This is a genomic window from Spirosoma radiotolerans (genome assembly GCF_000974425.1).
In the GTDB taxonomy this organism is placed as follows: Bacteria; Bacteroidota; Bacteroidia; order Cytophagales; family Spirosomataceae; genus Spirosoma; species Spirosoma radiotolerans.
This window is the reverse complement of record NZ_CP010429.1, coordinates 4123143-4144135: the sequence shown is the minus strand read 5'-3', so window position 1 is coordinate 4144135 and position 20993 is coordinate 4123143. Positions and strand designations below refer to the sequence as shown.

The following is a 20993-nucleotide window of genomic DNA, read 5'->3' as shown; positions in this document are numbered from 1 at the left end:
TGGGTAGATTTGGAAGAAATATGAGTTTATGCTAACGTGATATATATTCCCTTGACAAACAGTGCTTTTGCCTCCGTTGTGTCAATGGTTTGTGAAGAAGCCCGCTTCCTGTGCGAGAGAAAACAGGACCACATCATTACTGTTCATTTCATGCAACGATTTCTACCGAGTGCCTTGCTGCTGATTATAGGAGCAACTATGGCCCAGGCTCAAATCCTGTACACGCTTTCCGGCACCGTGCGTGACTCGGCCAGTCAGCAGCCCATTCCGCGGGCTGCTGTGGTGCTTGATTATGAAAAAGCCACCACCGGTACCTATACCGACGGCCAAGGTAATTTTTCGATCAAAACCCGATCGGGTCAGCACGTGCTGGTGGTCCGACAACTTGGTTTTGTGCCGTACCGAGCCACCATCTCGATTCGCGAAAACAGAACCCTCAACGTATTTCTGCCGTCGGTCTCCAGTCAGCTAGAAGAAGTCGTGGTCACCAGCAAAGGCTATGACCGAAACGTTCGGCAACCGTTGCTGGGCGTGAGCCAAATCAATATTGCGACCCTCAAAAAGATGCCTGCTGCCTTAGGCGAAGTTGATATTTTACGGAGTTTGCAGATGCTGCCCGGCGTCACCAGTGTGGGGGAGGCCGCCAATGGGGTCAATATCCGGGGCGGCACGACCGACCAGAATCTGATCCTGCTCGATGATACCCCTATTTTCAACCCAACGCACATGTTTGGGCTGTTCTCGGTTTTTCCGCCCGATGCCGTCAGTGGCCTGGATCTCTATAAAGGAAACGTGCCGGCCCGCTACGGCGGACGAGCCGCGTCGGTGCTGGATATCAGCCTTCGAAACCCGGACCTGAATCAGTTTCACCTGACGGGTGGTGTCAGTCTGGTGGCTAACCGGCTGACGGTCGAGACGCCCATTGTGAAGGGGAAACTGGCCCTGATGGTGTCGGGTAGAGGGGCGTTCAATGACTTTTTGCTGCGGGCCGTTTCGCCCCGCTTCGATAACATTCGGGCCAAGTTCGGCGATGGAACGGCCAAGCTTTTCTGGCGGGTCAACGACAACAATACCGTCACGGCGATGGGCTACCTGAGTCAGGATTTGTTTCAGACCAACCTGCTCGGTAGTCTGGCCAATGTCAACGCTGTCAACACCCAGTATGCCCAACAAACGGCCAATGGCATGGTGCGCTGGTTTCATGCCATCAACCCCCGGCTAAATGTGCAGACGACCGCTTTGGTGTCCCAGTACATTCCCCGAATCTTATCGACCGAAGACAGTACGGATAATAAAGTGGTGCTCAAGCAGTCGCTGCTACAACGGCAACTCAAGTCAAACCTGAACTACCAACTCGAAAACCAGAAGATCGAGATCGGTCTCAGCGGCACGCATTACCGGTTGAACCCCGGCGAGCTAATTCCTGGTAATAGTCTGGCGGTGAATTACCAGAAGACGCCGATTGAAAACGCGCTGGAACTAGCCATCCACGCCGAAGACGAGATTAGCCTGTCTGATAAGCTGGCCCTCTCGGCGGGCTTGCGCTATTCGCACTTCCTGAATCTGGGGCCCTCAGTGGTGCGTCGATACGCAGGTTCGGAAACGGGTGCTGTACCCGATGCTACGACGGTAGTGGATTCAACGGTTTATGGGGCGGGGCAGGTGACCAAGCAATATGGTGGCCTGGAGCCCCGGCTGGGGTTGCGCTATGCCCTGACGCCTAACTCATCCATCAAGCTGGGGTACAACCTGATGCGGCAGTATTTACAGGTGATCACCAATACGACCACGCCCTTACCCACCTCGCGTTGGAAAACATCGGATGCGCATATTCAGCCTCAGATAAGCCAGTTGTTTTCGGCGGGCTATTTCCAGAACTCGAAGAACAACATTTTTGAGCTGTCGGCGGAGGTGTACTGGCGCAGCACGCAACACATCCTGGACTACAAACCGGGGGCTGATTTTTTATTGCAGCCTTATCCGGAAACCCAGCTTTTGCCGGGCCGAAGTAAAGCGTATGGCATGGAGTTGATGGTGTCTAAAAAGAAAGGCGAGCTAACAGGTTGGGTCAACTACACCTACGCCCGCACTTTGAATCAGGTCAATATGGGAACTGACTTTCAGCAGCAGATTAACAACGGGAATTGGTACTCGGCCAATTATGACCGGCCCCACAGCCTGAACATGAGCCTGACCATCAATCAGGGCAAACACCATAGTTTTTCGTTCAACTTTGCCTACAGCACCGGGCGTCCATATACCGCACCTGAAGGCTTCATTCGGTATCAGAACCGTACCTATCCCTACTATAACGAGCGTAACCAATACCGGTTACCCGATTATCATCGGCTGGATTTTGCCTGGAACATCTACAACCCGAGTATGAAAAACCGGCGCTGGCAGGGACACTGGACGTTCACCGTGTATAACCTGTACGGGCGTAAGAACGTGTATTCGATCTTTTTTCGGACGGAAGGGCAGGCGACCAACCCTTACCGGCTCAGCATCTTCGGTGCCCCTATTCCCAGTCTGACCTACAACTTCGAGTTTAAGTAAGCGCATTACTGGTATGCGCTCGTCCGTTCGTCAGTTACTGGGTTATGTACCTTTGGCAGGGCTTGTTCTGGCCTGAGTAGACCCCGAGGATATTAGCCTGTTTGGTACTGCTGATGGGTTGGGTGCGGATGGTACCATCCCTGTATTTATTGACGTTGATAACCCCGCCGACCAGCATAACTAGTCCGGAAGGTTTTTGACCAACATGCCCCCATTGGCGCTGCTTAGGAATGTTTATAACATAGCGAATACAATCGAAAAGGTTGTCGGGTATTTTAGAGCTTCAACGGTTTCTGTAAAATGCTATCATGCCCCAACGTACCTATATGTTCCCTACGACAGTAAAACGTCAGTCAAGCCCGACAGCTGGCAGTATCAAGTCGTTTTGTCGTTGGCGTGCATCAGGATGAGTAGCTAACGATGTGCTTTATGCTTCACTTTGTAGATAGAAGAAGGTGAAAAGTCAACGAGTCGGGCAACAGATTCGCTACAAAGAGTGTTCTAATTTTTAAGAGACAACGTTACGTACAAATGCCAAATCAATTCCTTGTTTTATTAGTAGACGATGATCAGTCGCTGATGGATATTCTGGTACGGGCAGCGCAGGGAAGCTTTCCCGAGGCCACGTTTAAGCAGGTGAGCCGTTTTGATGAAGCTAAAGCGTATATTGAAGAACTTGATGGGAGGATTCCCCAAATCGTGCTACTGGATGTAGATTTACAGGATCGTGTGGATGGTCTGGATTTCCTGGCCCTCATCCGGGTTCATCCAAAAGGGCGTGCGTTGCCCGTTATTATTCTGTCGGCCAACTACACTCCACAACTGGTGGAGCGCGCGTACAGTTTTGGGGCGTCCTCATTTACAATTAAACCATTTACGTTTGATGAATGGAAGCGTTATCTGCTCCGGCTGCGCCTGTATTGGTATGAAACGGTTACGCTGCCCACTGCTCGGTATTACAAAAGTGATCTTGGCTAGCTGGTTGTTGGTGGCTGTCAGGGCGCAGACAGATTTCTGTTCATCAATAAGCTAAAACAGTCGAAAAGACCTTAGGCGTGGAGCAGCCAGCTACCAGAAAAATAATTCACATTGATATGGATGCTTTCTATGCATCCGTAGAGCAGCGGGATAACCCCGACCTTCGTCATCGGCCGCTGGCTGTGGGTGGGTCCCGTGAGCGGGGCGTTGTTGCCGCAGCCAGTTATGAAGCCCGACAATTTGGCGTCCGCTCGGCCATGGCCTCATCTATTGCCCTACGAAAATGCCCTGATCTGCTTTTTGTAAAGCCGCGCTTCGATGTTTATAAAGCTGTTTCCGGCCAGATAAAGAACATTTTTGCTCAATTCACGGATCTTATTGAGCCACTCTCTTTGGATGAGGCTTATCTGGACGTAACGGATCATCTACCCGCCAATACATCGGCTACTCAAATTGCGCAGGTAATAAAGGATCAAATTAAGCAGGAAACTGAATTGACTGCCTCGGCGGGGGTATCATACAACAAATTTCTGGCAAAACTGGCATCGGATTACCGTAAACCCAATGGGTTGTATGTGATTAAACCACACCAGGGACTTGCCTTTGTTGAAGGGCTAAACGTTGGTCAGTTTCACGGGGTAGGCAGCGTGACGGCCAGCAAAATGAATAAACTGGGCATTTTTACCGGGCTGGATTTACGCCAACAAACAGAAGCGTTTCTGGTACGCCACTTTGGAAAGGTTGGGCATCATTATTATTCCATTGCCCGAGCCATCGACCACCGGCCTGTCATGGCCAATCGGGTACGTAAATCTGTTGGGTCAGAAACCACGTTCGCTGAAGATTTGCTGGTACAATCCGACCTGATCGATGTGTTGCAGCCCCTGGTCGACAGTGTCTGGAGCTATTGCGAACGGACATCTATCCGGGGGCGGACGATTACCTTAAAGGTGAAGTACACGGATTTTACACAAATCACACGGAGTCGCACGTTGCCGGGGATTATAGCGCATAAAGCGCACGTAAACCAAGTGGCTTTGGAACTGCTCGACGGTATTTTTCCCCTATCTCAGGGCATTCGGTTGCTAGGGCTATCTCTCTCCAATTTTCAGGGGAACGATACGCCCGCGAGTGGCCAATTGTCGCTCGAGTTATAAGCGAATGCTTCGGTGTGCGTTTCGCCGGTTTCCGCATTGGTCTTTAGCAACGCACAGGCAATTGGGTTTAGAAAGAGATTTCACGCTAATCAATCAGGAGTAGTCAACACACCGATCAGCAAAAGCAGTGTGCCGACCACTCCAGAATCAGTAAAGGCAGTGTAATTATTTTTTATTTGGTCTTCCGTATTAACAATCAGTGAGATAGTAAAAGGAGTTTCCCAAAATCCGTCTCGTTGCGCCGTATAAGCTATTTTTTTTGTTTAAGAATAATGCTTCTGGTAAACAAAATAGAGCTTAAAATTATTTAAAATACACTAGGCGCCATGAGGGTTACGCATGCTTCCTTTCTGAAACCTGCAGAGTATAAATAAATGACTTAAGGCTCGCTGGTAATCAACGTTGATAGCTTTTCATGGGAAGTAAGGGTTGGTGCTATTTTGACCTCCCAAACTCGTTTTTTATAATGACCAAGCAGTTGTTCGAATGTCCCTATTGTCAGCGGGTTTTGGCGTTCCAGTTGTGCCGCACTCGATTTGTCCTTCTTATTCTTCATCTTATTCATCTTTGGGTTCGGTATATAGCGTCAAAGATATATGTAAATACATCAGACAGAACACATTAAGCCGATAAAATGATAAATACTGACAAATGGGTTGCCTGCTATTGCATCAGGTGGCAGAATATTGATTGAGCATTTGGCTAATGGGCTGTCCTACTTAGTTGATTTGGAAGATGGGTCATACGTACAAACCAAAGTCTGAAGTTAATTTGCCGTCTATACAAATTACGCTTTGTCCACATTGCATATACTTTACCTTTAGCGAGTCTATTTCTACACCTAATTGGTTTTCGTTATGCGTAAACCTTTATTGATAACGTTACTGGTAGCCACTGTCCTGACACCAATTTGTTTAACAGGCTATCTTGACTCATTTATTTTAGTCCCTATATGCCTAAGTGTACTTTTGTTCCTTATGGTGAAGGATGCTCAAAAAAAATAAGTGTATCGAAGCCAGCGTACTAGCTGTAATGGAAGTACGTGTACAGACGCTCGGTAGCCAGAAAACAGCGCTCCAAAACGTATTGATTAGCTTGCTTCGAGCCAGAGTAAGGGTAACCAGGACTATTGTTTGGCAGAGAGCCGATCTCTGAAAATAAACGGATTGGCTGTCACATACGCCATGTTCGTAACACCCAATCCGTCACTTCATCATACTTAATCTTTCTGATTCAAAAACTTGATGCTTGATACCCTGTCTTTGCTTGTATCGCAGGGCCATGAATTACTACGACCGCGATCGAATTAAGCCAGGATCTTCTTCAGATTAGTGATGCTGGTCGTGATGCTCTCAATGCCGCCAGGGGCCATATCCTGCTCTACGAAGAAGTATTTCAACCCCGCTACTTTAGCCGCCGAAAAAGCCCGTTTGAAATCGACCATTCCATTGCCCACTTCCGTTATTGTTTTCCTGTCATCTTTAATGTCCTTGATATGCCATAAGGGGAACCGGCCGGGCTGCTCGTTGAACAACGTCACCGGATCTTTACCGGCTTTGGTTGCCCAGGCAAGGTCCAGCTCCATCTTAACTAGCTCCTTATCGGTTTGGGATAGGATCAGTTCATAAGGCGTTTTGCCACCATCGACGGGGTCGAATTCGGTCGCGTGGTTGTGATAGGCAAAACCAATGCCTGCTTTTTTGGCCGCTTCACCTGTTTTTTGAAATACCTCAATGGACTTATTGATTTCCTCAACGGTGCTTACTGGCGTGCTGGAGCAGACCAGATATGCCAATCCACCTTCAACGGCTTCATCGACTAATTGCTGGTAGTTATCGCGCAGATTCAACATAGGTGGCATTTTAGAGAAGTCCATCGCTGGGCGGGCCGGTCGTTGAGCATCGCCAGCGGCACTGGTGGTACTCGCAGGCGGTGTTGGGCGAGGGCGGAACGGTGCGCCCCCGGCATGGTGTGCCCGCCAGGTCATGCCCAGGTCGGTAACCAGTTTCCGGAATTCTTTCGCCGAATAACCATAGTAGCCACCACGGGTGTTAAAGGCCGATTCAATCTCTTTATAACCTGCAGCTGCTACTTTCTGGAGCGTCCCTTTCGGGTCTTCATTCATTGGTCCAAAAAGTGTGAATAGTTGAATACCAATGGGGTACGGGTTCGCCGTCGAAAAGAAGTCATGGGCATTGGTAAACGTTGGGAGCACAAGACCGCTGAGCGTTAAAGCACCGGCGTCGCGCAGAAAATGGCGTCTGGTTGTCATGGTAAAGGTTAGTAGACTGTAAGATTGGTTTATGGACTATACTTACTTTAAGGCAAGAACACTATGAAGTACGTAAAATCAACGGATTAAAATGCGTATTTAGTTTATGAGTACTCCGTGGTCCGTGCGGCTGGCGTTCCGATCCTTGCGAACCAGAGACAAAGTAGATCACTCTATTTAGGACGGCCACCTCCAGGGGCAGCGGCTGGTGCCGGGGCAGCCGGTTGCTGACCACCTCCATCGCCATCGCCTTTCACATCATCGTTACTCACCGAACGACCTTTCCGGCGGGGTGCATCGAAGCTCATCTTGCCAATACGATACGTGAAGGTGACCTTCACATTCTGGTTGTAGAGGTGCGTGACGTTAACCTGCGACAGGAGGGGAGAGTTCAGGTTGGTGCGCATGGTTACCCCACCGCCGATGAAGTTCTCGGCTGCCAGCCCGACGCTGCCGCGCTTGTTGGCAACGTCCTTTCTGACCCCCACCGAATACATATAAAAGCTGCCCATGGTGCCCTGCAACTGGGGCATGGGTCCCCGAAAGAAACTGAATAGCTGCGCACTCCAGCCATTGTCGAGTTGCAACTGGCTCATCAGGCGACCGCCAATGCTCACTCCCGAATTGCTAATAGTAATTGACTTCCCATCGGCGCCGGGCGTCAGGCCCTGCATGTATACATAATAGCCGTCCAGTCCACCATTAACCGTCCACTTCGATGTGATGCTCGTATTGAAAAAAACGTTGGCCCCAACCGTACGCTGCACCCCTATGTTCTGGTATGTGGTAATGATACTCCCGGCCAGGGTGTCGGAGGGTATCCGGATTTGCGAGATGGCGTTGTTGGTCAGCCGACCGAATACCGATGCGTTCAGGTATGTTTTCTTGATGGTTGAGCTTACGCTGAGTTCCGCATTGTCTGTTAGTTCGGGGCTCAGGTTCGGATTTCCCACCATAATCATCTGTGGGTTGGCGGCATTTACGTTTGGATTTAGCTGCTGTAAGCCCGGCCGCTGAATCCGGCGGTTATAGGCGGCTTTGAGCGTGGTGCCGCCTTTCAGACTTTTTGATACGTTGACGCTGGGAACCAGGTTGCTATAGCTCGGGATATTAAGCGGTGTATTCTCGTTTGCCTTCGCCGATATGCCCGTGTGTTCATACCGCGTACCAATCTTGAACGTGTACTTGCTGGGCGTCACGTAGCTGTACGAGATGTATCCGGCTCCGATGTTCTGGTTGTACTTGAGCGAACCCGATGGATTGGTGGGGTCGAAGGCCAGCTCGCCTGTGCTCCCGCCGATCTGGTATTGATAGCGGCTATCAACTTGACGCATAATGGCTTTGCCGCCGAATTCCAGCAGTTGATTCTTACGGATGGGGGTTTGATAGTCGGTCTGGAAGGTTACTTCCTGGTTGGTGTTGTTGTTCAGGTTTCGCTGACGGCCCGTCAGTTCACCCGTTTGGCCCAGCAAATCGGCATAGAAGTTATTGGTCAACCCCGTGCGGCTGTACTGGGTCGAAATCGACCACTCCTGTTGCGGTTTAAAGGTGCGGATGTAATCCAAGTTCATGTCGACTGAATTGGATAGGTCTTTCCGATCTACATCCCGGTTAGTCATGCTTAGCAACGATTCATTCGCGTAGGTATTGGTTAGCTGATTCTGTTGCTGAATAAAATTGCGGGTGCCGTACCGGATGTTGGCAGATAACGATTGATCCTTCGCCAGGTCATAGTCAATGCCCAGCGTGTACTGTCCAAATATGGGTTTATCGAAGGCCGTACCCGTCTGATTGGTCCGCAGTGACTGCCCGCCAACCACCGTCGTTTGGTCCAGCGTCGAGGAAGCGCGGTTGTACATAGCCCGGCCAAAACCACCCAGCGTCAGGCCTAGTTTGCCTTGCCGATAGGAGCCATTCAACCCCAGGTTAGACGCCCGCAAGCCTGCACCCGCATCTACATTCAGCGTTAAACCATGTAGCGTATTCTTTTTGGTCACGATGTTGATAATACCCGCAGCACCTTCCGCGTCATACTTGGCCGAAGGGCTGGTGATTACCTCGACCGATTTAATCATGTCGGCCGGGAGTTGCTTGAGGGCATCTGCAACATTGGCCGCTACAATGGTAGAGGGCTTGTTGTTGATTAGTACCCGGATGTTCTGGCTACCCCGTAAGCTTACGTTGCCATCCAGGTCAACCGAGAGCATGGGCACCCGTTTCAGCACATCGGAGGCATCGCCCCCTTTGGCCGTTATGTCTTTATCGGCGTTAAAAACGAGCCGGTCTACCTTCTCTTCAATGAGCGCAGCCTGACCCGTGACCACCACTTCACCCAACGTCCGCACGTCGGCCGGGAGTTTGATGGCCCCCAGGTTCATGTCCGTGCCTTTCGTTACGGTAATCTTCTGGGATTCACGGCTTTTATAGCCAATAAACGAATACTGGAGCCGGTAGTCTCCCGGAGCTAGTTTGTTCATCACAAATTGACCTTTGGCATCCGACGTGGTTCCGTCGATGGGCTTGTTGGTGGCGACGTTGATGAGCGCAACCGTCGCGAACTCAACGGGTTTACCCGAGGTCGAGTCGACCAGAAGTCCCGTTAATTTGCCGTTTCCTTTCGGGGTATCGTCTGCCACCCCTGTAAATTCCTTTTTACGCCGGTTGTCCTGGCCACCCATACCCGGAGGGCCACCCGGTCCGCCACCCGGAGGACCAAATTGCGCCTGTATTATCTGGACCTCGGTAAAACCGCTCCATAACCCAAGGGTGAGTAGCAGAAGCAAAAAGTGTTTCATTTGTATCGGCATATTTCTGATTGATGGATCAAAGCAACACCGATTCTTTCACGCACAAAAACGGAATAGACCGTTAGGGTATAAACGTCGACAGAGAGCCGATTTTAACCGATGGAAGGTAAGCTTGCCTATCAACGCTCTACGAGAAGGCATCTATCGGCTAGAATAGGCTGCCTGTCGGTAAATTTGGGCCAACCAGCGATTGACAGGTAGAGACGCTGAAAATTGGCGTAAACTTGCAGTTTCTCAATCAATTATGCCTGCTACTCCATTTTTTCGCCGATATGTTCCGCTACTGAGTCATGTACTGGGCTGGGGTCTGCTGGGCTATCTGCTTTTTTTTGCGCAGTCCTTTAGTTCAGATATTCGGTTTCCGGATGTATTCTGGGTGAGGCAGGGAATTTTCTTCTGCCTGATCGTAGCTGTCTTCTATATAAATTCGCACCTGCTTGTGCCGCACTTATTACTGCGCGATCAGACAAACCGCTACCTGCTGGCGCTGACGGGTGTCATCGGCTGTATTCTCCTCATCTTATGGGGGCTTGAAACCTGGTTTAATTTACCCATACTGGTACATCGGGTTTTTCATCCTGATGGAAAAGGAGAGCCCAGACTGTATGGCTGGGTCGTTCCAAACCTGTTCACTATTTTGCTGGCCCTAGGCATTAGTACTAGCCTTACGCTTTTGCAAAAGTGGCAAACGGATACCAACCTGAGGCTGTCGCTGGAGCAAGCCAAAACAGCGTCTGAGCTATCGTTTCTGAAAGCACAGATTAACCCGCACTTCTTTTTCAATACGCTCAACAACATCTATGCTTTAACCCTGCTCGATGTCGAAACGGCCCGCGAAGCCTTGCATCGGCTCTCCCGCATGATGCGCTACGTTCTGTACGACACGCAGGCCAGCACAACCCTGCTTAGCAAAGAACTGGCGTTTGTGGGCGATTACATCCAGCTGATGCAGCTCCGGCTTACCGATAAAGTAACCGTTACCCTCGACTCTCCCGAACGCCTGCACGACCGGCCCATTGCGCCTATGCTTCTGCTGCCTTTTGTGGAGAATGCCTTCAAACACGGCGTTAGCGCCCTGCATTCGAGCCAGATTCAGATCACCATCCAGCAGCGACAGAACCAACTTTTAATGGACGTTCGAAATACCCTTTTTGCCGATAAAGCTCCTTCACTCGAAAGAGGTAACGGCATTGGTCTGACCAACACGCGCCGACGACTTGACCTGCTATACCCGGATTTGTATACGTTGCAGATCGATGAGCAAACGCCAGCGGGTGAATATCGGGTTCAACTAACCCTCGACCTATCATGACTCTTTCCTGTATTGCCGTTGACGATGAACCGCTGGCGCTGGGCCTGGTTTGCGCGTTTATTCAAAAAACACCATTTCTGCACCTGACGGGCCGATACAGCAGCGCTGTTGAAGCGTTGCAGGGGCTATTGACGGGGCCGCCTGTGCACGTTATTTTTCTGGATATACAGATGCCTGACCTGACGGGTCTGGAGTTAGCCCGCGTTCTGGAGCGAAGCAACCGGGGGACCAACATTACCCGAATTGTCTTTACAACGGCGTTCGACCAGTTTGCTCTTGATGGTTTTCGGGTCGATGCGCTGGACTATCTACTCAAGCCGTTCAACTATGAAGAGTTTCTGCGGGCCGCCAGCAAAGCACGTCAGTATTTCGATCTGGTGCAACGAACGGAGGTAGCTCCTGCGGTACCACTTCTGACACCTCCTGTTGAACCAGTCGAGGATTACCTGTTCTTAAAGGTTGAGTATCAGTTAGTGCGTATTGACTACAATGACATTCTGTACATCGAAGGCCTGAAAGACTACGTAAAAGTATATCGCCAGAGCGACCCCGATAAACCAATACTATCTTTAATAAGTTTGAAAAGCCTGGAAGAGAAACTGCCTATAAGCCAGTTTATGCGGGTACATCGATCGTTCATCGTCGCCCTGAACAGCATCCATGCATTTACCAAAAATTCCGTGCAGATCGGATCGGCCGTGATTCCCGTCAGCGAGCAGTATAAAGACGTCTTCGGGCAATTCATCAGCCGATGGCTATAGACGTAATAAGTTAACGAATAAAACAATTCAGCCCACAAAACGGTATAATGTCTACCTGCTCCAGTATCGAATAGGGTGGAACAGCGTAGCGTATGAATACTAATCGGCAATGGGTAGCTTTGCTAACCGAAGATGAAGATGATTTTGCCTATTGGCAATTTGGTTTTAAGAAATGGGCCAGCCACATACAGCTAGAATGGTTTGCAACAGGAGATGCGTTTTTTGACCGGCCTGATTTGACCACTTCCCCGCCCAATGTGTTGTTGTTGGATGGATTGATACCAAGCAATGATGAGCCCCACTGGCTACATCGGATTTTAGAACACGATTGCTGCCAGGGTCTGGTCGTTATCATGCTAGCCGACAATTTTACCGATGATGAGTATCAGCAATTTAAAGCATTGGGGGCTAGTTCCTTTATCATCAAACCTGCCAATCAGCAAGAACTGCAAAAGGCTGTATTGTCTATTTCTCAGCAGGCTCCTGTCAATACCTGATTAGCTGATTAAACAGGTTTCAACCACATAGTAACGAACGATCAAATGGAAACGATTTATAACTGGCTTCTTCAAAGCATGGGCAATGAAGGGAATGCCTACACTATTCTGAATTGCCAGCGTACTAAACGAACCGAGGGAGGAGACTATATACAGGTGATGGCCCGCCTGAAGGATTTCAGCATAGTCAATCTGCTTATCCACAGCGGCCAGTTAACAGAACCTGAGGCTAATCGGCTGGGCGGAGGAAATCCTGCGTTTGAACAGCACACTTTTGCCGACTCAACCGGAGTGCTCGATTTCCTGCATACCGGCGAAACGGATGACGTACCGACGTCAACCGATAACAACGCCGTACAGGTACTCGTTTTCAAGCCCGTCGGTGAAGCGGGTGAACTTACCTTTCCACCTGAGCAAAGCGCTGATTGATCGGCGAAGCGTTGAAGCCGCAGTCGCTCACCTTAGACTTCGCATAAACTACGCTTAGCGAACGACTTGAGTTTCTTATCAACAGGTGAATGGACACTGTTTTTTGCCATCCAGACAACGAAGGGGTCTTAACGTATTCTTACTTATGCGTGAAGAGAGTTAAGATTCATCCTGCTGTACCGGTTGAGATGACAAAAAACGTTTTCCATAATTTATGCTAATCTACTGGCACTTTTTCGGTTAATAAAGCCCAACGGCCTGCCTGGCCCATCCCCTGGTTAAACATACTTTCCATACTACTTAGGGAAACTACCGCTCATGTATGTCAGAATGGCGTATCGATACGCTTTGGTTTATATGGTTTTTCTGGCAATAAATTTAATAAAATCGCTGCATCATAATTTAAACAGAAAATTGCCCGGAAATAAGGCGGTTATAGATATTATTGTATGAACTGAATTAATCGGCTATGTTGAGTTCAACCGCTTACCAGCCGATTGACAGCCTATTTATTTATGATAAACTAATTCTACATGATGATTTCATTACGTGACTATCCCAGGAATAAACGCCTGAAATGGCTGCTGGCGGGCCTTTTTTTATTGGCCGTTCAACTAAGTTACGCACAGTCGAACATCACAGGCACTGTAACGGATGCGGCTACGGGTGAGGGGCTGGCGGGTACGACGATTCAGGTGAAAGGAACCAACATTGGAGCAACCAGCGATGCGGGCGGGAAATACCAGATTTCGTTGCCTGCTACGGGGAAGGTACTCGTTTTCTCGTTCATCGGCTATCAGCCTCTGGAAATTACAGTCGGGAGCCGGAGCATTGTGGATGCCAAACTGACCAGCTCCGACAATGCACTCAGTGAAGTGATTGTGGTTGGGTATGGCGTACAGAACCGGCGCGACGTGACCACCGCCATTGGTTCAGTAAAAGCGCGGGATTTAGCCAACCAGCCCGTGGCCAGTTTCGACCAGGCCCTGGCCGCAAAAATTGCCGGGGTGCAGGTGACGCAAACATCCGGTGCGCCGGGTGCGGCCTTGTCGGTTCGGGTGCGCGGAACGGGCTCCATCAGTGCAGGCAATGACCCGCTCTATGTGGTGGACGGAATTCCACTCTCGCGCGATACCAAATTTGCCACGGGTAGCACCAACACGCAGTTTCCTGACAACCCGATCAACGTGCTCAGTACACTCAATACAGACGATATTGAGAGTATCGAAGTACTGAAAGATGCCTCAGCGGCCGCCATTTACGGATCGAGGGGTTCTAATGGCGTTGTGCTGTTGACGACTAAACGGGGCAAGGAAGGGAAAACCGTCGTAAGCTATGATTCGTACATCGGAACGCAGCAAGTGTCCAAGAAGATTGACATGCTGAACGCCTACGAGTACGCCCAGTTGAGCTATGAGGCCAAAAATAATGCCTACATCGACCGGAATCCAACCGGTAAGCCAACCGATTCGAACGACATTCGGAACAAGGGTGTGGGAGCTCCAAGCACACTTATTCAACCCGAAATAATTCCTTACCTGTCCGGTCAGCCCGGTTTGACCAATACTGACTGGCAGGACGCCATTTTTCGCTCAGCACCCATCCAAAATCACACGATTTCCGTTTCGGGTGGTAAAGAAAACGTCAAGTTCTATGTGTCGGGCAACTACCTCGACCAACGGGGTGTCGTGATCAATTCGGGTTTCAAGCGCTATAGTGCCCGTGCCAATGTCGACGTAAAAAGCGGCCGGCTGACGGTGGGCGTCAATCTCAATCCGACGTATTCATACCACGACCTGATCAAAGCCGAAGGGCCGTATCTGGGCGAGGGCGTAATAGGTCTGGCGCTGCAAATGGCACCGATCTTCCCCGTTTATAATGCCGATGGCTCCTACAACTTTGGCAACAACGGCTGGGGTTACGGCGCAACATCAATCCTGAATCCGGTTGCCATTGCCAATCAGGTGAGCGATAAACTAAGCCAGTTACGGGTTCTGGGTAACACCTATGCCCAATATGAAATCACGAAGGGCTTGTCGTACCGGCTGAGCCTGGGCGCTGATGTAAACAGTTTTCAGCGCGATTATTACCGGCCGTCAACCCTCGAAATCCGGGACCGGAAAGGGCCTTCCGTGCCAACGGGTTTCTCGCGGGCTCAGAACTTCGTAAACTGGCTCGTTGAAAATACCCTGAACTACAATCATTCCTTCGGGCTGCATAATATCTCGGCGCTGGCGGGTTTCTCGTCGCAGAAAGACCGGCGGGTGGCTAACGAGCTTACGGCAACCAACTTCCCCAATGACCTGGTTCAAACGCTCAACGCCGGACAGGTTTCGTCCGGAAGTTCTGATATTCAGGAGTGGTCGCTGCTTTCGTATATAGGACGCGTTCAATACGATTACAACGGTAAATACCTGTTGTCGGCCGCTGTCCGGGCGGATGGTTCTTCCCGTTTTGGTAAAGACAACCGCTGGGGCTACTTCCCCTCCGTATCAGCGGGCTGGAATGTATCCCAGGAGACGTTCTTAAAATCGGCAACCTGGCTGAGTGATCTGAAACTTCGGGCCAGCTATGGCCTGACCGGGAACTTCCAGATTCCAAACTACGGGTCGGTTAGTTTGCTCGGTTACCAGAACTATATCCTTGGCTCCGAAACCATCGTCAGTGGATTGGCTCCCACCAATTCGGCCAATGATAAGCTGAAATGGGAAAAAACGGCCATGTTCGATGTTGGCTTCGATGTTAGTTTTTTGCGCAATCGCCTGAACCTGAGCGTCGATTATTACAATGCCAACACCTCAGATCTGTTGCTGAACGTACCCGTTCCTCGTGCGTCGGGTTTCAGCACGGAGTTGCAGAATATTGGTAAAGTCAACAACCAGGGTCTTGAGTTTACCCTGGGAACCCGCCAGACATTCGGTCGTTTCCGTTGGGAGGCCAGTGCGAACATTGCGGGTAACCGGAACAAGGTGATTGCCCTCGGGCCCTCCGGCGATCCGATCATTGTGGCGGGTGGTGTGGCTGGCGCGCAGTTCATCACGCAGATTGGCCACCCCATCGGTGAATATTATACAATGATTAATGACGGTGTCTTTAAAAATCAGGCGGAGATCGACGCGTATCCGCACACAACAACGACCCGCCCCGGTGATTTCAAATTCAGAGATACCAATGGCGACGGGAAAATCGACTTCAGCAGTGACCGGGCCGTTACGGGTAGTTATTTTCCAAAATTCACGTTTGGCTTTACGAACAACTTCGCTTACCGGGGTTTCGATTTAGGGGTGTCTGTTCAGGGTGTTCAGGGACATAAAATACTGAACCTAATCCGGCGCTATATCTATAACATGGAGGGCAACGGTAACCTTTTCCGAGGGGCACTGGACCGTTGGCAGTCGCCCGAAAATCCGGGTAATGGTCTGGTGAACCGAGCCAACCGGCTGGCATCGGGTTCGAACGGTGAAATCTCAACCTGGCATATCGAAAGTGGATCGTATGTACGCATTCGTACCATTACGCTTGGCTACGCACTGCCCACGGCCCTGCTGCAAAAAATACGGCTGACTCGGGCGCGTCTGTATGTGACAACCCAGAATCCGTTTACGTTTACCAAATACCTGGGCTACAACCCCGAGGTGAACAGCCGCCCCGATAGCGCTCTCTCGTCGGGTGAAGACTATGGAACCTATCCATTACCCCGCACAACATCGGTCGGTCTCAACCTATCTTTTTAAGAAACAGCTATGAAAAAAATAACGTTAATCGTGGCCCTGCTGGTTAGCCTGTCGGCTTGCCAAAAGGATTTTCTGGACCTGAAACCACTGTCTCAGCCAAACGCCGATAATTTCTACAAAACAGCCAACGACTTCGGAAATGCGGTCAATGGGGCGTATGACGCCCTGCAGAACCCCAGTCAGTACGGCGGTGATTTCAATACGATCATCGAAACCCGGAGCGACAATGTGCTCGATAATGACCCGTCGTCGAGTGCCGGGCTTCGGTATAACATCGACCGGTTTATCGAGCCAACCACGAACTCTGTGCTGCGCGATACCTGGGGTAGCCTCTACACCGGCATCAACCGTTGCAACCTAATTCTGGATAAGATTGACGCCGTTACGATGGATGCGACGCTGAAAGCCCGGTATAAAGGGGAAGCGCAGTTTATCCGGGCACTGTCTTATTTTAACCTGGTTCGGTTGTGGGGTAAAGTGCCGCTCGTACTCAAAGCTGGTTCCACCACCGACGCTCGTTCATACGTCCGAAACGAAGTGGCCGATATTTACACCGCCATCGAAAAAGACCTGACCGATGCGTCGGCCGGTTTGCCTGCTACCTACACCGGGGCCGATATTGGCCGGGCTACATCCGGCGCGGCCAAAGGCTTGCTGGGGAAGGTATATGTAACGGAGAAGAAATATGATCTGGCCGTATCCGTACTCAAAGATGTTGTGAACGGAACGACCTTTAAGTTGCTGCCCAATGTGGCCGATGTCTTTTCGGTTGCCAACAAGAACAACGCGGAAATTCTGTTTGCGGTCAAATTCAAAAAAGGCGGTTTACAGGGCGAAGGCCATGGGTCGTGGTATGGCACTAGCATTGGTGACAACATAGAGCCATCCTTGCGAGCGGCTTATTTGCCTGCCGACAAGCGGCTTCCGCTAACGGTGCAGGTTCCCGTACCAACCAGCATCAACGCCGTTCCGAGAAAGTTCTATGATGAACTGTCGGGAACAAACGATGTTGGCAATGACTTTCCGGTACTGCGTTTTGCGGATGTGTTGTTGCTGTATGCCGAAGCCCTGAATGAGGTGGCTTACCAGGCCGACGGGGAAGCGTTCAAAACGCTGAACCTGGTTCGGGCACGGGCGGGCGTCCCCAATTATACGGGTGCCCAGCTAGCCACTAAAGAGGCTTTCCGGACAGCAATCATCAATGAACGGCGGCTGGAACTGGCCCTGGAAAACGACCGTTGGTTCGACCTGATCCGTACAGGAACGGCTGTAGAAGCGATCAAAGTAACCGGTATCACGATGCCTGCCTACCGGACGCTGTACCCCGTTCCGCAGTCGGAAATTGACACGTATAACAACAAGACTACGTTTGGTCAGAACCAGGGATATTAATTGCAAATAGTTGTTTCACCACAGAGGCACAAAGGCCACAGAGAATTCAACTCTCTGTGGCCTTTGTGCCTCTGTGGTGAAATAGAAAATTTCTGTACCCGTGGTTTGTCTCTGTCTCCATGGTTCGTGTCCTCACGAACCATGGAGACTATTCCCCTCTAAACTACGGCTATAGCCTTAACCATAGGCAAACCTTACTTCTGACGCTCGGCCCAGGCATCCATCTTGCGTTCCAGCACATCGAGTGGCATACAGCCGTCTTTGAGAAACTCGTCGTGAAAGGCGGCCAGACTAAATTTGTCGCCAAGCTGCTTTTCGTATTTCGTGCGCAGTTCGCGGATTTTCAGGGCTCCGATTTTGTACGACAGCGCCTGACCCGGAATCGCCATGTAGCGCTCAATTTCAGCCGTAGCGCCCTGTTCGGCAATGGGTTCGTTGTCCATCATGTACTTGATGGCCTGTTCGCGCGTCATGTGCTTCGTGTGTAAGCCTACGTCAACAACCAGCCGAATCGCCCGGTGAATTTCATCGCCCAGTGCACCCATGTACTGATAAGGGTCGGTGTAGATACCCAGTTCTTTGCCCAACGATTCGCAGTACAACGCCCAGCCTTCGCCGTAGGCGCCATACCACGCAAACCGACGAAACTTTGGCAATTTGGTGTTTTCCTGTTGCAGCGATACCTGGTAATGGTGCCCTGGAATCGCTTCGTGCAAAAACAGCGATTCCATACCCGACGTGACGTTGAAGTTGGTGGCATCTGGGATGGGCACGTAAAAAATCCCCGGCCGACTGCCATCGGCCAATGCCTGGTTGTACTCGGCGCTGGCGGAGGCTTCCCGGAACTTCTCGGTCTGCCGAATCTCGAATTCTGATTTGGGCGTGTTGATGAACAGCTTTTTTAAATTCGGCTCAATCCTCGCCAGAATGGTATGAAACGCGTCCAGAACCTCCTTGGGCTGTTTGTAGGGATAAAATTTCTTGTCGGTTTTGAGGTGTGTGAAGAATTCGTCCAGCGTGCCTTTGAAGCCAACCTGCGTTTTCACCTTTTCCATCTCCCCCCGAATCCGGGCCACTTCGTTCAGCCCAATCGCGTAGATTTGATCGGGTGTGTCGTTGGTGGTGGTCCAGGTTCTGACCAAATACCGGTATAGTTCCGGGCCCTGCGGTAGTACATCGATGCCCGACGTCGTGCGGGCTTTAGGCAGGTATTCGGTCGTCAAAAAAGTTCCCAGCTTTTGGTAAGTGGGCACGATTTGCTCGCTGATGGCTTTCTTATAGGCAGCCGTCAGCCGGTCTTTATCGGCCGCGCTGAAGGTTGATGGCAGTTTTTTGATCGGGCCATAAAAGAGACTCTTTGTCGGATCACTCACGACCAGATCGGTCATTTGTGGAATCATTTTGACAACCAGGCTCTTGGGGAGTACCCGTCCGGTCGCTATTCCCTTTCGGAATGCCGTGATGGCCGTATCGCCCCAGACACTAAAGGCGGAAACACGCTTTAGCCAGTCGTCATAATCCTTGACCGTTTTAAAGGGTTGTGACCCCTCGCCACTGCCCAATTGGCCAAAACTCAGCGTTAGCCCGGTGAACTGATTGAACGGTATTTCTTCCTGATGGAATGGGTATTGTTCCAGTTGCAGGGCTAATTCACGTTTGAGGATATCGTAAGAAATCTTGTCCTCATCGGATAACTTTTCCCGGTCAAACGAATTCAGCTTTTCTAAGGTGTTGGTATAGAACGCCTTGGTCTGACCCAGAAACGCTTGGGAAATATCATTGGGAAGCTGGTCATTATACCGGTTGTCTCCCTGCTGGGTAGCCTCTATGGGAAACAGTTTCAACCGCTGTTCATAATAGTCGTCCAGAACGGTCGCGAAGTCCGTGTTTGCGGTGGTTGTTTGTTCGCTCTTCTTCGAATTACAGCCAATCATGGTGGCGATCAGTAAGGGTAGTAATAGGCGTTGCATCATAAAGGAATGGTCGATTTTAGTGCAGTAAGTTAAGTAATTTATGGAGTAGGCTATGGCTATCCTGTCGTTAGTGTCACATGATTACTATAGGGACGTGGTGTCGGTTATAAGTAACCGACACCACGCTAGCTTACACTTATTGATCAGGACAATTCAAACAAAAGCGTAACAGCGCCCCCTAACTCAATCTGGTCGCCGGACTGAAGCGGGTAGCCCATCCCGGCAATATCGGCTCGTTCAATGCTATTGTCCGGGTGGAAGATCTTCGTTTTGTTGCCACTGGCCGGTAACCCGCCTGCATCGACAAGGAGCGAATATTGCCGTCGGGTCGTGTCGTACCGAATCGTGGCGTGGGCGCGGCTGACGGCTCCGTTCTCTGCCCCCCGTTGCGGATCAAAACCGGGGTCGTTGTCATTCAGGATAACGATGTCGTTTGTTCGAATACGACCAGTTGTCGTTTGGGAAGAACGTCCCCGACCAATACAGAAACTGGTCTTCTGCGTAGGGTCCAGTACGTAGTCGGTCTGTTCAGTTTGCCCGGTTAAGGTTACTACCCGAGCCAGCGAAGGAGTTTGCGACGCTTTGGCTTTGTCGAGAACGATCAACCCCAGATTACCCTCCCGGTAAGTCGTTTCGGGTAGTATAGCCTGGTAAAACGCGTACTCGAAACGCCAGTCGTTGGGTAGTTTGATGTAATTGTCTGCGAGCTGTCGGCTGAGTTCTTTTTGAAACTTTCCGGGCTGACTAGCCCATAAAGCAACCCGGTCAATCGCTTCTTCCTCTGGATTGGTCGCAACAAGGCACAAGGTCACCCCTATAGGAGCCGTCTCGGGTTCATTCTGGTATGGACGCAGCTTATCAACGATGAAGTGAAGCATCTGATCCCGTCGCTGACCAGCGGGCGGTGGCCCTTGCGAAATGGGTTTGGGTGGTTCTGAGATCGGTTCTTGACTGTCCGTTTTCTCCAAATCAAAAGCCTGAACCGCTGGCCTGGTTGCCTGCGCTGGTGAAGTAGGCGTAAAGCCGAACAGGTTTTTTATCGTGTCTAGTAGGCTCATAATTTATAAACTTATTCACTGTAACGCGGACAGGATCGGGGTGCCCGTTCGATCCGCGTTACAGAAC

The 20993-nt window shown here is 50.6% G+C and carries 14 protein-coding genes; 9 read left to right on the top strand and 5 right to left on the bottom strand.

All coding sequences use genetic code 11. From position 1 onward, the window contains the following. The first annotated feature begins 150 nt into the window (after positions 1–150). The 3 genes from SD10_RS16855 to dinB all read left to right on the top strand — a co-directional run bounded on the left by SD10_RS16855 (position 151) and on the right by dinB (position 4691). Entirely contained in the window at positions 151–2556 is a 2406-nt protein-coding gene (locus SD10_RS16855) for a TonB-dependent receptor (RefSeq protein WP_046575289.1), read from the top strand. A 531-nt stretch (positions 2557–3087) separates the two neighbouring features. Next, on the top strand, positions 3088–3534 hold the full coding sequence (locus SD10_RS16850) for a response regulator (RefSeq protein ID WP_046575288.1): 447 nt from the start codon (positions 3088–3090) through the stop codon (positions 3532–3534). A 116-nt stretch (positions 3535–3650) separates the two neighbouring features. Next, positions 3651–4691: a DNA polymerase IV gene (gene dinB, locus SD10_RS16845; protein WP_262507320.1), complete on the top strand. Its 1041-nt coding sequence runs from the start codon at positions 3651–3653 to the stop codon at positions 4689–4691. Between the two features lie 379 nt (positions 4692–5070). On the opposite strand, the gene SD10_RS16840 is transcribed toward dinB, so the two are convergent. The 3 genes from SD10_RS16840 to SD10_RS16830 form a co-directional block, all read right to left on the bottom strand. Beyond that, on the bottom strand, positions 5071–5256 hold the full coding sequence (locus SD10_RS16840; protein ID WP_046575286.1) for a hypothetical protein: 186 nt from the start codon (positions 5254–5256) through the stop codon (positions 5071–5073). 741 nt (positions 5257–5997) lie between these two features. Continuing rightward, on the bottom strand, positions 5998–6963 hold the full coding sequence (locus tag SD10_RS16835) for a sugar phosphate isomerase/epimerase family protein (protein WP_046575283.1): 966 nt from the start codon (positions 6961–6963) through the stop codon (positions 5998–6000). 173 nt (positions 6964–7136) lie between these two features. After that, a complete protein-coding gene (locus SD10_RS16830; protein WP_046575282.1) occupies positions 7137–9758 on the bottom strand; it encodes an outer membrane beta-barrel protein in 2622 nt (873 codons plus the stop codon). A 256-nt stretch (positions 9759–10014) separates the two neighbouring features. Between SD10_RS16830 and SD10_RS16825 the strand changes: the two genes are divergently transcribed. The 6 genes from SD10_RS16825 (at position 10015) to SD10_RS16800 (ending at position 17895) form a co-directional block, all read left to right on the top strand. Continuing rightward, on the top strand, positions 10015–11082 hold the full coding sequence (locus tag SD10_RS16825) for a sensor histidine kinase (RefSeq protein ID WP_046575280.1): 1068 nt from the start codon (positions 10015–10017) through the stop codon (positions 11080–11082). Next, positions 11079–11843, top strand: coding sequence for a LytR/AlgR family response regulator transcription factor (locus tag SD10_RS16820; protein ID WP_046575279.1), 765 nt, complete (start codon positions 11079–11081; stop codon positions 11841–11843). Before SD10_RS16825 ends, SD10_RS16820 begins: the two co-directional genes overlap by 4 nt. 92 nt (positions 11844–11935) lie before the next feature. After that, a complete protein-coding gene (locus SD10_RS16815) occupies positions 11936–12340 on the top strand; it encodes a DNA-binding transcriptional response regulator (RefSeq protein WP_046575278.1) in 405 nt (134 codons plus the stop codon). A 45-nt stretch (positions 12341–12385) separates the two neighbouring features. Continuing rightward, positions 12386–12769, top strand: a complete 384-nt coding sequence (locus SD10_RS16810; protein ID WP_046575275.1) for a hypothetical protein — start codon at positions 12386–12388, stop codon at positions 12767–12769. A gap of 533 nt (positions 12770–13302) precedes the next feature. After that, entirely contained in the window at positions 13303–16503 is a 3201-nt protein-coding gene (locus tag SD10_RS16805) for a SusC/RagA family TonB-linked outer membrane protein (protein ID WP_046575274.1), read from the top strand. A gap of 9 nt (positions 16504–16512) precedes the next feature. Continuing rightward, complete coding sequence (locus SD10_RS16800) at positions 16513–17895, top strand: RagB/SusD family nutrient uptake outer membrane protein (protein ID WP_046575272.1); 1383 nt, start codon at positions 16513–16515, stop codon at positions 17893–17895. Between the two features lie 194 nt (positions 17896–18089). On the opposite strand, the gene SD10_RS16795 is transcribed toward SD10_RS16800, so the two are convergent. Then, complete coding sequence (locus SD10_RS16795) at positions 18090–19868, bottom strand: DUF885 domain-containing protein (RefSeq protein WP_227698993.1); 1779 nt, start codon at positions 19866–19868, stop codon at positions 18090–18092. 143 nt (positions 19869–20011) lie between these two features. After that, positions 20012–20926 (bottom strand): FHA domain-containing protein, encoded by a 915-nt coding sequence (locus SD10_RS16790; RefSeq protein ID WP_046575271.1) that lies wholly within the window; start codon positions 20924–20926, stop codon positions 20012–20014. Positions 20927–20993 lie beyond the last annotated feature (67 nt).